The organism is Allobosea sp. 2RAB26 (genome assembly GCF_052115465.1).
Lineage (GTDB): Bacteria > Pseudomonadota > Alphaproteobacteria > Rhizobiales > Beijerinckiaceae > Allobosea.
This window is the reverse complement of the sequence record NZ_JBFRGS010000001.1, coordinates 639,961-654,690: the sequence shown is the minus strand read 5'-3', so window position 1 is coordinate 654,690 and position 14,730 is coordinate 639,961. Positions and strand designations below refer to the sequence as shown.

At 64.4% G+C, this 14,730-nt stretch carries 12 protein-coding genes; 3 read left to right on the top strand and 9 right to left on the bottom strand.

Going from position 1 to position 14,730, the window contains the following annotated elements; genetic code table 11:
* Nucleotides 1-130: 130 nt before the first annotated feature.
* Complete coding sequence (locus AB4118_RS03030; protein WP_441488312.1) at nucleotides 131-880, top strand: FkbM family methyltransferase; 750 nt, start codon at nucleotides 131-133, stop codon at nucleotides 878-880.
* A gap of 125 nt (nucleotides 881-1,005) precedes the next feature.
* Nucleotides 1,006-2,349 (top strand): nucleotide sugar dehydrogenase, encoded by a 1,344-nt coding sequence (locus AB4118_RS03025; RefSeq protein ID WP_441488311.1) that lies wholly within the window; start codon nucleotides 1,006-1,008, stop codon nucleotides 2,347-2,349.
* A 209-nt stretch (nucleotides 2,350-2,558) separates the two neighbouring features.
* Here AB4118_RS03025 and AB4118_RS03020 read toward each other — a convergent pair whose 3' ends face one another.
* From AB4118_RS03020 to AB4118_RS03005, 4 genes are all read right to left on the bottom strand, one after another.
* Entirely contained in the window at nucleotides 2,559-4,409 is a 1,851-nt protein-coding gene (locus AB4118_RS03020) for an ABC transporter ATP-binding protein (protein ID WP_441488310.1), read from the bottom strand.
* A gap of 21 nt (nucleotides 4,410-4,430) precedes the next feature.
* Nucleotides 4,431-5,372 (bottom strand): ABC transporter permease, encoded by a 942-nt coding sequence (locus tag AB4118_RS03015; RefSeq protein WP_113510930.1) that lies wholly within the window; start codon nucleotides 5,370-5,372, stop codon nucleotides 4,431-4,433.
* Nucleotides 5,338-6,297: an ABC transporter permease gene (locus AB4118_RS03010; protein ID WP_113510931.1), complete on the bottom strand. Its 960-nt coding sequence runs from the start codon at nucleotides 6,295-6,297 to the stop codon at nucleotides 5,338-5,340. The genes AB4118_RS03015 and AB4118_RS03010 overlap by 35 nt, the downstream gene beginning before the upstream one ends.
* Before the next feature lie 169 nt (nucleotides 6,298-6,466).
* On the bottom strand, nucleotides 6,467-8,254 hold the full coding sequence (locus tag AB4118_RS03005; protein ID WP_441488309.1) for a peptide ABC transporter substrate-binding protein: 1,788 nt from the start codon (nucleotides 8,252-8,254) through the stop codon (nucleotides 6,467-6,469).
* A 201-nt stretch (nucleotides 8,255-8,455) separates the two neighbouring features.
* Here AB4118_RS03005 and AB4118_RS03000 point away from each other — a divergent pair, with 201 nt between their 5' ends.
* The gene (locus tag AB4118_RS03000; protein ID WP_441488308.1) at nucleotides 8,456-9,874 is read left to right on the top strand and encodes a M20 family metallopeptidase; all 1,419 of its coding nucleotides are present in this window, start codon (nucleotides 8,456-8,458) and stop codon (nucleotides 9,872-9,874) included.
* Between the two features lie 90 nt (nucleotides 9,875-9,964).
* Here AB4118_RS03000 and AB4118_RS02995 read toward each other — a convergent pair whose 3' ends face one another.
* The 5 genes from AB4118_RS02995 to AB4118_RS02975 are packed head-to-tail and all read right to left on the bottom strand — an operon-like array spanning nucleotide 9,965 to nucleotide 14,700.
* Entirely contained in the window at nucleotides 9,965-10,840 is an 876-nt protein-coding gene (locus AB4118_RS02995; protein ID WP_441488307.1) for an alpha/beta hydrolase family protein, read from the bottom strand.
* Entirely contained in the window at nucleotides 10,837-11,844 is a 1,008-nt protein-coding gene (locus tag AB4118_RS02990) for an ABC transporter ATP-binding protein (protein WP_441488306.1), read from the bottom strand. The genes AB4118_RS02995 and AB4118_RS02990 overlap by 4 nt, the downstream gene beginning before the upstream one ends.
* Nucleotides 11,841-12,821, bottom strand: coding sequence for an ABC transporter ATP-binding protein (locus AB4118_RS02985; RefSeq protein ID WP_069879500.1), 981 nt, complete (start codon nucleotides 12,819-12,821; stop codon nucleotides 11,841-11,843). Before AB4118_RS02985 ends, AB4118_RS02990 begins: the two co-directional genes overlap by 4 nt.
* On the bottom strand, nucleotides 12,818-13,726 hold the full coding sequence (locus AB4118_RS02980; RefSeq protein ID WP_069879499.1) for an ABC transporter permease: 909 nt from the start codon (nucleotides 13,724-13,726) through the stop codon (nucleotides 12,818-12,820). The genes AB4118_RS02985 and AB4118_RS02980 overlap by 4 nt, the downstream gene beginning before the upstream one ends.
* Nucleotides 13,723-14,700: an ABC transporter permease gene (locus tag AB4118_RS02975; RefSeq protein WP_441488305.1), complete on the bottom strand. Its 978-nt coding sequence runs from the start codon at nucleotides 14,698-14,700 to the stop codon at nucleotides 13,723-13,725. Before AB4118_RS02975 ends, AB4118_RS02980 begins: the two co-directional genes overlap by 4 nt.
* Between the last annotated feature and the right edge of the window lie 30 nt (nucleotides 14,701-14,730).

The following is a 14,730-nucleotide window of genomic DNA, read 5'->3' as shown; positions in this document are numbered from 1 at the left end:
CCTCAGAATGACCACGGCCGTGGAAGCAGCGAGCCTCACGACAGACCAAACCTGCCTTGGACTGGCCGAGAGCCCAGGGCATTATCGATGCGAGCGCCGAATTGGCGTGGCTAAGGCGATGGGGCAGTTGATGACGATGGGGTATAACGACACGCTCTCCTTCGACCCACGCCTTGCCTACGAGATGCCGACCAATTCACAGATCGAGCAGGAGCGCTGGGTCTTCGCCATGTGCAATGGCAGGCGTGGCGGCCGCTTCGCCGAGATCGGCGCCTTCGATGGCGTCCTCCACAGCAACAGCTACTTCCTCGAAACCGAACATGGCTGGACGGGTGTGGCGGTCGAGCCCAACCCCGAACTTTTTGCGAAGCTCCGGCAGAACCGCACGGCGATCTGCCTGGAAAAGGCTGTCTATCGCGAGTCCGGCAGGGTCCTTGACTTCGTTGCCTCCCAGGAGATCGGCACCCTCGAGGAGTTCGCCGACAGCGACGGTTATGCCAGGCATCGTCGCCAGGTCGTCGCGGAGAAGGGCCTGATCCAGGTCGAGACCATCACCTTCAACGAGATCGCTGCGATGGGTGATTTCGCGCTAAACGGCTTCGACTATGTCTCGCTCGATACGGAAGGTTCCGAACTCGACATTCTGCGCAGCATCGACTTGGCTCGCCACCGGATCCCGCTCTTCACCATCGAGCACAATTTCGTCGAGCCGCGCCGGGAGGAGATCAGGCTCCTTCTAGCCGAGGCCGGCTATGATCGGCTCAATGTCGGCTTCGACGACTGGTATTTTCACCAGCAGCTCCTCTGCGAACGAAATCACGGCGCCGCGGTCGATCTCGATGGCATCAACCGGTATTTCAAGAGCCTCTACAAGGATTAGCTGGCGTTCCGACAGGCCCATGGCGTGCCTCCTCCCAGCTTATGTTGACGCGTTTTCGCAAGTCTGGAACAAGCTCACGCACGAAACAGCCGCCCCACGGGTTCGGCGTAAAGCGCGAGTGCAATGTGAATTCGGAAGCCGCGCAGCGCTTCATCGAGCGCACCCATGATCGCTCCTTGACCATCGGCATCATTGGCCTGGGCTATGTGGGCCTTCCACTCGTATTGGCGGCGCTACGCAAGGGCTTCAGCGTCATCGGCTTCGACATCGATCGCGACCGCGTCGCGCTGATCAATTCCGGCCAGAGTGACATCAAGCACATCCCGTCCGAACCGATCGCAGAGGGCATCAGCAGCGGCCGGTTCGCCGCCACGACCGACTTCGATCGGCTGTCCGAGCCGAACGCCCTGCTCATCGCCGTGCCGACGCCGCTGACGCGGCACCGCGAGCCGGACATGTCCTATGTGGTCAAGACTGCAGAGGCGATCGCGCCCCGGTTGCAGCGCGGCCAACTGATCGTGCTGGAATCGACGACCTATCCCGGAACCACAGACCAGGTGATGCGTCCGATCCTGGAAGGCGTATCCGGGCTGGCAAGCGGCCAGGATTTCTTCCTGGCTTACTCGCCTGAACGCGAGGATCCGGGCAACCCCAGCTTCGGCACATCGGATATCCCCAAAGTGGTCGGGGGCGACGGGCCAGATGCCTTGGCAATGGCCGACGCGCTCTACAGCGCACTTGTGGTCAGAACGGTGCCTGTTTCATCAACCGCAACCGCGGAAGCCGTCAAGCTGACCGAAAATATCTTCCGAGCAGTCAATATCGCGCTCGTCAATGAGCTGAAGCAGGTCTACAGCGCGATGGACATCGACATCTGGGAGGTCATCGAGGCGGCGAAGACCAAGCCCTTCGGCTTCATGCCCTTCTATCCGGGCCCCGGCCTCGGTGGCCACTGCATCCCGATCGACCCCTTCTACCTGACGTGGAAGGCGCGCGAATACGACATCACGACGCGCTTCATCGAGCTCGCAGGCCAAGTCAACACCCATATGCCCTATCTGGTGGTCAACCGCCTGGCGGAGCTGGTCGATACGCAGCTCCGCAAGAATTTCAGCGATGCCCGTATCCTCGTCCTCGGCATCGCCTACAAGAAGAATATCGACGACATGCGGGAAAGCCCCGCGCTCAAACTGATCGAGCTGATCGAAAAGCGGGGCGCCCATGTCGCGTTCCACGACCCCCATGTGCCAGTGATCCGGCCGACGCGCGAATACCCGGAGCTGACCGGAAAGAAAGGGATCCCGGCGCTCGATGTGGAAGCTCTGGCTAGCTTCGATGCCGTTCTGATCGCGACGGATCACGACATCGTCGACTACCGGCTTGTGGTCGAGCACGCCCATCTGATCGTGGACACGCGCAACGCCTGTGCGCGACACGGACTAAGTGGCGCAAACGTATTCAAGGCGTAACAAGCCAGGCGGATCGGCGGCCGGTCGATCCGGCTCAACGACCCCGAGCAGTTCACAACTGCTTCCGCCAAATCGTGTGAGCGAAGGCCGGCTTCATATCAGCAGGGGGCCGGCACCCGGGACATAAAAAACCGCCGGGCCAGCGTCTGGCCCGGCGGTTATAAGCTATGTCTGGGAAGCAAAGGGCAAGGCCCTTCGCTTCGACGGCCTCACGCCACCTTCGCCACGACCGCTGGCTTCTCCCACTCCTCGCCCCAGATCATCACGGCATGGCCGGGTGAGACCTCGCGGAACTGGCGGACCGGCGGGACGTAGTCGGGCGCACGCACCGGGCTCTTGATCTCGTCGTTCGAGACCGGGCGCTTCTCGAGGCGCCGTGCCGGATCCGGCACCGGCACCGCCGCAAGCAGCCGCTTCGTATAGGGGTGCTGCGGATTGCCGAAGATCGCCTCGCGCGGGCCGATCTCGACGATTTCGCCGAGATACATCACCGCCACCCGGTGGCTGACGCGCTCGACCACCGCCATGTCATGCGAGATGAAGAGATAGCCGAGCTTCATGCGCTCCTGCAGCTCGAGCATCAGGTTGATCACCTGCGCCTTGACCGAGACGTCGAGCGCCGAAACCGATTCATCCGCCACGATCAGCCGCGGCTCGACCGCGAGTGCGCGTGCAATGCAGATGCGCTGGCGCTGGCCGCCTGAGAACTCATGCGGGAAGCGGCTCGCCATATCGGGCTGAAGCCCGACGCGGCGCAGCAGCTCGGCGACCTTGTCGCGGGCCTCCGAGCGGGTCGCGAGCTTGTTGATCAGCAGCGGCTCGGCAATCGCCGCGCCGACATTCATGCGCGGATCGAGGCTGGCGAAGGGGTCTTGGAAGATCATCTGCATGCGCTTGCGCCGGTCGCGCAGGGTCCGCTGGTCGAGCTTCAGAACATCCTCGCCGTCAAGCAGCACCGAGCCGGAGAGCGGCTCGATCAGCCGCATCACCGAACGCCCCGTCGTCGACTTGCCGCAACCGGATTCGCCGACCAGCGCCAGCGTCTCGCCCGCCTGCAGGCTGAAGGAGACGTTCTCGACCGCATGGACCCGGCCCTTGACGCCGCCGAGCAGCCCCGCGCGGATCTCGAAACGGGTGGTGAGCCCGCTGACCTCGAGCACCGGACGCTCGGCATGCGCCACAGTATCGGATGTCTCGGTCGGGACGTCCGACAGCCCCGTTGCGCGGTCGACCACCGGGAAGCGCATCGGCCGCTTGTGGCCAATCATCGAGCCCAGCTTCGGCACCGCTGAAAGCAACGACCGGGTATAGGGGTGCGTGGCGCGGGCGAAGATATCCTCGGTGGCGCCAGTCTCCACCGCCTGGCCGTTATACATCACCACCGTGCGGTCGGCGATTTCGGCGACCACGCCCATGTCGTGGGTGATGAAGAGGACGGACATGCCCTCCTCGTCCTGCAGGCTCTTGATGAGCTCGAGGATCTGCGCCTGGATCGTCACGTCGAGCGCTGTCGTCGGCTCGTCCGCGATCAGGAGCTTCGGCTTGCAGGCCAAGGCCATCGCGATCATCACGCGCTGGCGCATGCCGCCGGAGAAGCGGTGCGGGTACTCGTTGAAGCGCGACTTCGCCGCCGGGATACGGACCTTCTCGAGCAGCCGGATCGTCTCGGCCTCGGCCGCACTGCGCGACAGGCCGCGGTGCAGGATCAGCGCCTCGGCGATCTGGAAGCCGATGGTCAGCACCGGATTCAGGCTCGTCATCGGCTCCTGGAAGATCATCGCGACTTCGTTGCCGCGGATATGGCGCATATCGGCATCGGGCAAGGTCAGCAGTTCCTTGCCGCCGAGCTTGATCGAGCCTTCGATCTTGCTCGAGCCGGGCGGTGTCAGCCGCATGATCGAGAGCGCCGTCACGCTCTTGCCGGAGCCTGATTCACCAACGACGGCCACCGTTTCCTTCGGTCCGATATCGAAGGATACGTCGCGGACCACGGAGCGCCACTGCCCCTCGACACGGAACGAGGTGGTCAGATGCGAAACGGAGAGAATGGGAGAGGTCATGCTGAAGCTTTCCAGTCTTTCCTAGATCACGCGGCGCGGGTCGAGCGCGTCGCGCAAGCCATCGCCAATGAAGTTGATCGAGAGAACGGTGAGGAAGATCGCGGCACCGGGGAACAAGGCCCAGTGCGGGGCGACATCGAGATGATCCTTGGCGTCGAACAGGATCCGACCCCAGGTCGGGATGTCCGGCGGGAAGCCGAGACCAAGGAAGGACAGGGTCGATTCGGCGATGATCGCGGACGACACCTCGATGGTGCCGGCAACGATGACCGGTCCCATCGCGTTGGGCAGGATGTGGCTGACGACCTGCCGCCATTTCGTCGCGCCCGACGCACGCGCCGCCTCCACGAACTCCTTCTCGCGCAGCGAGAAGAACTGGGCCCGGACCAGGCGGGCGACAGGCATCCAGCGCAACCCACCGATGACGACGACGATCAGGACGAAGACGCCGCCCTCAAGCCCGAAAACGGCCTTGAGCTGTTCGCGGAACAGATAGATCACCAGCAGCAGCAGCGGCAGCTGCGGCAGCGACAGGAAGAGGTCGGTGACCCACATCAGGAAGGAGTCGACATAGCCGCGCGACATGCCGGCGATCGCCCCGACGACGACGCCGACGAACGTGGCGACCACCATGGCGGCAAGACCGACTGCGAGCGAGATGCGCCCGCCATAGATCATCCGCGCCAGAATATCCTGGCCGAGATCGTCGGTGCCGAACGGATGGCTCCAGGACGGCGTCTGCAGCTGTGCCGCGAAGTCGATATCGTTGATCGCCACAGGCCAGAGCCATGGGCCAATGACGACGCCGAGCACAAGCAGGCCGAGCACGATCGTGCTGATCATTGCCAGGCGGTGTCGGCGGAAGCGGCGCCAGGTCTCGCGCGCAGGCGAGACCGACACGCTCCGCGCCGGCGAGCCGGAAGTCGGCTCAGCGGAAGGAGATACGAGGGTCGAGCCAGCCATAAAGGAGATCCGCAATGAGGTTGAAGAAAACGACGAGGCAGGCGAAGACGAAGGTCACCGCCATGACGACAGGGGTGTCGTTGGCGAGAATCGCCGTGATCAGCAGCGAGCCGATGCCGGGCACACGGAAAATCTGTTCCGTGACGATAGCACCGCCGAAGACCGCCGGCATCTGCAGCGCGACCAGCGTGACGACCGGGATCAGCGCGTTGCGCGCCACATGCCGGATCGTCACCTTCGTCTCGCTGAGGCCCTTTGCCCGGGCGGTGGTGACGTAGTCGAGCCTGACGACGTCGAGCACGGCGGAGCGCACATAGCGCGTATAGGAGGCTGCCTGAAAGAGACCGAGCACCAGGATCGGCATCAGCGCCTGCCGCATCATCTCCCAGTACCAGCGCCAGCCTGTCGCCGCGATATCGGAGCGATAGACGAAGGGCAGCCAGTCCAGCTTGATCGAGAACAGCAGGATGAAGAGCAGGCCGGTGAAGAAGGTCGGCAGCGAGAAACCGACGAAGGCGAGCGTGTTGGCGATCTGGTCGAAGACCGAATAAGGCCGCGTCGCAGCATAGATGCCGACCGGCAGCGCGATCGCAAGCGCCAGCAGCTGCGAGCTGCCAACGACGAAGAGCGTCGTCGGGACCCGCTGCAGGATGAGATCGTCGACATTGATTCGGCTGGCGAAGGAAAAGCCCCAGTCGCCCTGCACCATGGCCGTCAGCCAGCGCACATAGCGCACCATGACCGGATCATCGATCCCGAACTTCGCGCGCAACGCCATTCGGACTTCGGGAGGCACATTGGGATTGGTCGCGAGCTCCTCGAACGGGTCGCCAGGCGCCAGCGCAAGAACCGTAAACAGGATCAGGCTGATGCCTAGAAGGCTCGGAATGGCGATGAGCAATCGCCTTATGAGGTAACTCGCCATGTACAGGTCTCTGTCAGCGTGCGGATCGGGACCGTAAACCGGAACCGAAGGATGCAGGGAGCGACGAAGACGCCCCTGCGATGATCCGGCTCCGGCCGGTCAATGAACGGTCGGTACTCACCCTTAGCGAGAGCGCATTGCGCTTTCGCTAAGGGATTGGCCGCTTCTACTAGCTGCGATACCAGCTCGCCAGTCGCCAGACGTCACTGTCCCAGCCGCTGTATTTCGGCACCAGGTTGTTGGCCGCCGCGGCGACGCGCGTACGCGACAGAAGCGGCAGGATGACGTTGGCCTCGCAGAAGGCCTCATCGACCTTGATCAGCAGCGCGGCGCGCTTGGCTGGGTCGAGCTCTTTCTGCGCAGCCTTGTAGGCGTCGTCCGCTTCCTTGCTGGCGTAGCGCGAGACGTTGCGACCGAGCCACTTGTTCTCCTTGTTGGCGATCTCCCAGGAGGTGAACTGGTTGAGGAAGCGCTCCGGATCAGGCTGCGGCTGCGTCGTGGTGTACATCTCCATGTCGCAGTAGAGCTTGGTGTAGGTGTCGGGGTTGGCGACGTCCGAGGAGAAGAACACGGACGCGGTCACCGACTTCAGCTCGAGATCGATGCCGGCGCGTTGGCAGGCCTGCTTGATGATCGCCTGGGTCTTCTGGCGCGGCGCGTTGATCGAGGTCTGGAAGACGTATTTCAGCTTCTTGCCATCCTTCTCGCGGATGCCGTCGGCGCCCTTCTTCCAGCCGGCGTCGTCGAGGATCTTGTTCGCCTTCTCGACGCTGAACTCATATTTCAGCTTCTTCGACTTGAACATCTTCGGCTCGTTGACGAAGCTCGCCGTCGCCGTGCCGCCGCGGCCATAGATGAATTTCTGGATCGAATCGCGGTCGATCAGCAGGTTGATCGCCTGGCGCACGGCCGGATCGCTGAGCGTCGGATGCTTGGTCTTGACGCTCGAACGCTCGCCATCGACCTCTGTCCACGGATCCGTCGTGTTGAGGATGATGAACTCGATATTGCCGCTAGGAACCGCCAGCACGCGCCCGCGCCCGCCGGTCTCCATGCGCTTGAGGATCTCGTCCTCGACCAGCATGTTCCAGGCATAGTCGAACTCGCCGGTCTGCAGCACGGCGCGCGCCGCCGAGACTGCGTCGCCGCCGCCCTTGACCTCGATCGTGTCGAAATGCGGCTGGTTCTTGACGTGATAATCGGGGTTGCGCTCGCCGGTGACGATGTCACCCGGCTTGAAGTCGACGAACTTGTAGGGACCGGTGCCAACGGGCTTCAGATTGGCCGGAGCCTCGCGCGACTTGGCCCCCTTGTACTCGCCGAAATGGTGCTTCGGGATGATCATGCCGGCGACGCCCACGAAGGCATCGGCCCAGAACGGCGTTGCCTCGGCGAAGATGACCTTGACGGTGTGGGAGTCGACCTTCTCGACCTTGATGTCCTTGTAGGAGCCGGTGGTGTAGGCGGCGGTGGCCGGATCGGCAGCATATTCCCAGTTGAAGACGACGTCATCGGCCGTGAACGGCTTGCCGTCATGCCATTTGACGCCCTGCTTCAGTTTCCACGTCACCGACTTGCCGTCGGCCGAGAGACCGCCATTCTCCTTGGAAGGGACTTCGGCAGCGAGGCACGGAATGAGATTGCCTTCGGCATCCCAGCCGGCGAGCGGTTCATAGAAGACGCGCGAGGCCTCCTGGTCCTTGGTGCCAGAGGCGAAATGCGGGTTCAGCAGGGTCGGCGCCTGCCAGAGCAGGATCTTCAGCGGCCCGCCGCCACCGGCCTTGGTCGGCTTGTAATCGTCGACCGGCTGCGCCATCGCGACGCCGTTCCAGGCCAGCATCTGGGTTGCGATCGGTGCGCTCAGTCCCAGCGCCACCATCTTCTGCACGAAGGAGCGCCGCGACAGGCCACCTTCCTTCACATCCGCGATCAAACCTCGCAGGCCGTGTTCGTTCATACATACCCTCCGCCAATCGGCAACCGACAAAACTCCGGAGGTCTTGCGCCCCCTGCTTTTCCCTCAAGCTGCTCCCAGCAAGGCATGTGCCAAAGAGCGCGTCAACCATGCAGCGCAGCGCCTTGCAGTCCCGCTTGGAACTGACTGGACGAGACTCTCCTGGCTTGCTCAAATGCGGAAACACTTAGAAGCGAGATAAAAATGGACAATCGAAACGACCTCTGGCGCCAGGTTGACGCAAGCAAGGAGCGCTTCATCGCGCTGAGCGAACGGGTCTGGGGCATGCCCGAGGTCTGCTATACCGAACAGCGCTCCGTGGCCGAACATGTCGCCGAGCTCCGCCACCAGGGCTTTCGAATCACCGAGAACGTCGCCGACATCCCGACGGCCGTCATCGGCGAGGCCGGAGAAGGCGGCCCGGTCATCGCCTTCCTCGGCGAATATGACGCACTCCCCGGCCTCAGCCAGGAGGCGGGTGTTGCCACGCACCAGCCGCTCGAGGATGGCGGCCATGGTCATGGCTGTGGGCATAACCTGCTCGGCTCCGCCGCACTGCTCGCCGCCACCGCGATGAAGAACTGGCTGGCCGAGAACAAGATCCCGGGGCGCGTACGCTACTATGGCTGCCCTGCTGAGGAAGGCGGCGCAGCCAAGGCCTTCATGGTCCGCTCGGGTGCCTTCGACGACGCCGATGTTGCGATTTCCTGGCACCCGTCGAGCTTCTGGGAGGTCACCCCTCCCCTCTCGCTCGCCAATACGCGTGCCGATTTCATCTTCACCGGCCGCGCCGCCCATGCTGCGGCCTCGCCGCATCTCGGCCGCAGCGCGCTCGACGCCGTCGAGTTGATGAGTGTCGGCGTCAACTATATGCGCGAGCACATGCCAAGCGACGCGCGCGTGCACTACGCGCTGCTGGATACGGGCGGCATCGCCCCCAACGTCGTGCAGGCGCATGCGCGCGTCCGCTACTCGATTCGCGCGCGCGATTTGCCCGGCATGCTCGAGCTCGTCGAACGCGTCCGCAAGATCGCCGAGGGCGCGGCATTGATGACCGAAACCAAGATGGAGATGCGCATCATCAGCGCCGTCTCGAACGTCGTCGGCAACACCCCGCTCGAGAAGGCGATGCACGACATTCTGGAGGAGCTCGGCGCTCCGCATTTCGACGAGACCGACCGCGCCTTCGCCCGCGATATCCGCTCGACGCTCTCGCCTCAGGAGATCGCTTCCTCCTGGCGCTCGATCGGCCTGCCTGAAACCGAGGCTCCGCTTGCCGATTTCGTTGTCCCGCTCGACGCGCCGCGCAATCCGATGATCGGCTCGACGGATGTCGGCGACGTCAGCTGGGTCGTGCCGACGGTTCAGGCTCACGCGCCAACCGTCGCGATCGGCACGCCTTTCCACACCTGGCAGGTGGTGGCGCAGGGCAAAAGCCCGGCCGCGCACAAGGCCATGGTCCAGGTTGCCAAGGCGATGGCAGCGACCGGAGCCGCCGTGCTCTCGGACCCTGCCCTGATGGCTGCGGCAAAGGCCGACCTGAAGACCCGCGTCGGCAAGGATGGCTATGTCTCGCCACTGCCGGGGGAAGTGCAGCCGCCGCTGAACATGTCGCGCGGCTGAGACATAAAACAATCCCCAGCCGCCACTGGCGGCTGGGGACAGCTTTCGGTTTCAAGTCGCCGCGGCAGCACGCCGCGACGAACGATGACCTCAGAGGACCGGAGCGGCCTGCTGGCCCAGTTCCTCGGCTGAGGGAATACGGCCGCCCTCGAACCAGTAGGCCGCTGCGGCACGCGACATCGCCGCGCCGTCATGGCCGATTCCGTTCACCGTGATCAGCTGCCAGTTGCAGGGCAGCCCGAGCCGGGCCGCCTCGCGCTTGGCGAAGTCGAGCATGAAGTGGGCCCGGCCGTAGCGATGCGGCCCCTGAGCCAGCGCCTCGGCCTGCGATGGCAGGTTCGGATCGGCGGTGGCGATGTCCTGGTCACCGGCGAAAATGATCATCGGATAGGCAAGCCAACGCGCCAGCGCCGCTTGATCCAGCCCGAGCTCACCGAGGCCTTCCGGGAAACTCCTGTCAAGGCAAGGCAATGTGTACCAGCCCGGATTGGAGGCCATCGCCGCCTCGAAGGGTTCCGAGCCTTGCGTCGCCAGCATCCGATGGACGAACTGACCGCCGGCCGAATGGCCGAAGATGCGGATCACCGGACGGTCGATGACGCCACCGGCACGCAGCGCCTCGAGCACACGCTGCGGCACGGAATAGAGCCAGGTGTCGCGTGCAGCGATCGCGCCGCCGGCCCCGAGAACGAGCCCGTTATTATAGCCTTCGGCCTGCGGATAATGCTCGTTGGAGAAGGTCGGGGCGACGATCAGGAGGCCGTGCTTCTCCGCAGCATCGATCCAGAAATCGCGGTACTCGTCGCCATTGCGCAGCATGCCGTGCTGCACGACCACTACCGGGTCGTTCGGCTTGTGGCCGGCGGGACGATAGATATTGACCTCGAGCGGCCTGTCGGGATGAAAGCGATCGACGAAAGGCAGAGTGCTGCGGCCGATGGCGGGCGTAAGCGAAGCGGTGGTCATGCGGTCTCCGGGGCCTTGTGCAAATGGCAGGCGGCGCTGCGGCCGGGCGCGATCTCGGTCAGTTTTGGCCGGACCTCACGGCAAACGGGCATCGCGAGCTCGCAGCGCGGGTGGAACGGGCAGCCTGGCGGCGGTGCGAGTGGCGACGGCAACTCGCCCTTCAATGGCTGGAAATCACGCTTGCGCCCGGCCGCCGACGGGATCGCCTTGATCAGGGCCGCGCTATAGGGATGCGCCGGCTCGGCGAAGATGGCAGTGGCAGATCCGATCTCGACGATCCGGCCGAGATACATGATCGCGACCCGGTCGCTGATATGGCGCACCAGCCCAAGATCATGGCTGACGAAGAGATAAGTCAGCCCGTGCCGCTCCCGCACATCCATGAACAGGTTGATGACCTGGGCCTGGATGGACACGTCGAGCGCCGACACCGGTTCGTCGCAGACCAGGAAATCCGGCTTCACCGCGAGCGCGCGGGCAATGCCGATACGCTGGCGCTGGCCGCCCGAGAACTGGTGCGGATAACGCTCCCGATAGGCGAGATCGAGCCCGACTTCGGTCAGCGCCTGATCGACAGCGGCCTCGATCTCAGCCTTCGGCAGCAGCTTATGGACGCTCAGCGCCTCGCCGACGATCCGGCTGACCTTCATGCGTGGATCGAGCGAGGCGTAGGGGTCCTGGAAGATCATCTGGACCTTGAGCAGGAACTCGAGCCGGTCCTTGCCCTTGAGCCCGGCCACCGGCTTCTGTTCGTAGATGACCTCGCCCGTGCTCGGCTTGAGGATGCCGGTGGCGACACGCGCCAGGGTCGACTTGCCGCAGCCGGACTCACCGACGAGCCCGAGGACTTCACCGCGCTTGACGCTGAGATCGACGCCGTCGACGGCTCGCAGCGCCGGCGGCGCCTTGCCGCGACCGGTCGCCATCAGGATGCGTTCCGCCAGGGTGGGGCTGCGGCGGAAGTGCTTGGTCACACCCTTCAGTTCGAAGACGGGCGCACTCATGCTGCCTCTCCCTGCGGAACCGGGTTATGGCAACGGAAGCTGCGTTCGGCGGTCCCGGTCGGCGTCGGATCCTGCTCCGCGCAGATCGGCTGGACCCGGTTGCAGCGGGGGCGGAATGGGCAGCCGCTCGGGCGCCCATCGATCCGCGGCGCGACGCCGTCGATCTGGTTCAGGCGCTCACCCGGCTCGACCATCGCGGCCGAGGAATTCAGCAGACCAAGCGTATAGGGATGCCGTGGCTGGTCGAGCACGGAGTCGACCGGACCGATCTCGACAACCCGGCCGGCATACATCACGGCGACCCGGTCCGCGAGCTCGGCGACGACCGCGAGATCATGGGTGATCCACAGCACCGCCGTACCGGTTTCACGGCTGAGCTTCTGGACCTCGAACAGGATCTGGCTCTGGATCGTGACGTCGAGCGCGGTGGTCGGCTCGTCGGCGATGATCAGGTCGGGTGCATTCAGCAGCGCGGTCGCGATCGCGACACGCTGGCGCATGCCGCCCGAGAACTCATGCGGGAATTGCTTGAGGCGTGCCTCCGGCGAGGAGATGCCGACACGTGCCAGTGCCTTGGCCGCCTCGCTCAGCGCTTCCGCGCGGCTGCACTGGCGATGCTCCAGGATCGCCTCGCTCATCTGCTCGCCGATGCTGAGCACCGGGTTCAGCGTCATCAGCGGATCCTGGAAGATCATGGCGATGCGATCGCCGCGCAGCTTGCGCAGCCGCTCTTCGGACGCCTCGCGAAGGTTCTCGCCGGCGAAGGTGATCTCGCCCGCAACGATCTCGCCCGGCGGATCGATGAGCTGGACCAGCGAGAAACCGGTCACCGACTTGCCGGAACCGGATTCTCCGACCAGCCCGAGCACCTCGCCGCGCGCGACGCTGAGATCGACGCCATCGACGGCCGGCCAGGCGCCATCGAGCGCGTGGAAGACGGTCCTGAGTCCCCGGACCTCGAGAAGCGGAGCACTCATGAGCGCACGTTGAAGCTGCGGCGCAGGCGGTCGCCGACAAGATTGAGCGACATGATGAGCAGCACCAGCGCGATGCCGGGGAATACCGCGATCCAGTATTCGCCGGAGAGGAGGAATTCGAAGCCGTTGGCGATCAGCAGTCCGAGCGAAGGCTGCGTCACGGGCACGCCGACGCCGAGGAAGGACAGGGTCGCCTCCAGCGTAATTGCGCTCGCAATGCTGATCGAGGCCACCACGAGCACCGAGCCGACCGAGTTCGGCAGGAGATGGGCCAGCATGATATGTCGGGTCGGCAGACCGAAATTCAGCGCCGCCTCGATATATTCCTTGCGACGCTCGACCAGGGCGGCGGCACGCATCAATCGTGCATATTGCGCCCATTGCACCAGCACGATCGCAAAGATCACCTTGTCGACGCCACGGCCGATCGAGGCGAGCAGCACGAGCGCGATCAGGATCGAGGGAAAGCCGAGCATGAAGTCGACGACGCGCATGATCACGGCATCGACCGCGCCGCCGAACTGAGCTGCGAGCAGGCCGGCGGTAATGCCGATGACGAGCGCGCCCGCGGTCGCCGTGAGACCAACCATCAGGCTGGTCCGAAGCCCGTAGAGGATCGCGCTCAGCATGTCGCGACCCTGGGCATCGCTACCAAGCCAGTAGGTGATGCCGGTCATGCCGCTGTCTCCCGGAGCCAGCCGGTTGTCCATCACGCTCAACGAGGCGAGGTCGTGCGGGTTCTGCGGCGCGATGACGGGAGCAAGTACGGCGAGCAGGACAAGGATACCGAGCAGGATCGCGGCGCCGCGCGTCGTCGGCCGGTTCCGGATCCGGCGCAACACCTTCTCGCGCAGGGGCGTATCGGCATAGGCCGGCACGACTGGAGCTTTCGCCGGCGCGCTCATGCCATGTCTCCGGTCAGCTTCACGCGCGGATCGAGCGCGGCATAGAGAATATCGACGAGGAAGTTCACCGTGACGAAGAGCAGCGTTGCCAGCAGCACATAGGCGACGACCACCGGCCGATCGAGCTGGTAGATCGAATCGATCAGGAGCTTGCCCATGCCGGGCCAGGCGAAGACCGTCTCAGTGATGGTGGAGAAGGCGACGAGGCTGCCGAACTCGATGCCGACCACCGTCACGACCGGGATCAGGATGTTGCGCAGCACGTGCCGACCGACGATCCGCTTGCGGCGCACGCCCTTGGCACGGGCATATTTCACATAGTCCTGCGTCATCGTCTCGGTCGTGCCGGCCGCGACGAGGCGGATCATCAGTGCCGTATTGGGGATGGCGAGGTTGAGCGCCGGCAGGATCAGATGCTGCAGCCCGTCCAGCGTGAGCAGGCTGGTCTGTACGCCGAGCACGGAGACGGTCTCGCCGCGGCCGGCCGTCGGCAGCCAGCCAAGCACGACCGCAAAGAGCAGGATCAGCATCATCCCCTTCCAGAAATTCGGAAGGGAATAGCCGAGCACGGTACTCGCCATGATGATCCGTGACGGCCGGCTGTCAGGATCGAGTCCCGCGAACAGCCCGAGTGGCACACCGACCGTGACGGCCAGCGTCATCGCCAGCAGCACCAGTTCGAAGGTCGCGGGCAGACGGGCGAGGATCAGTTCGATCGCGGGCACGCCATGTACGAAGGAGCGCCCGAGATCGCCCTTCAGGGCATTGCCCATGAAGGTGAAATATTGCTGCCAGACTGGCAGGTCGAGGCCGAGCCGCTTGATCAGGGCCGCGCGCTCGGCGGCACTGACCTGTGGCGAGACCAGGAGCTCGATCGGGTCTCCGATGCCATAGACGGCGAAGAAAACCACGACCGAGACCGCGAGCAGAACGATGACGCTCTGGATCAGCCGCTGCAAAACATAGGCGGTCATTGCGTTTGATCGACTCTGCTACGCTTACTG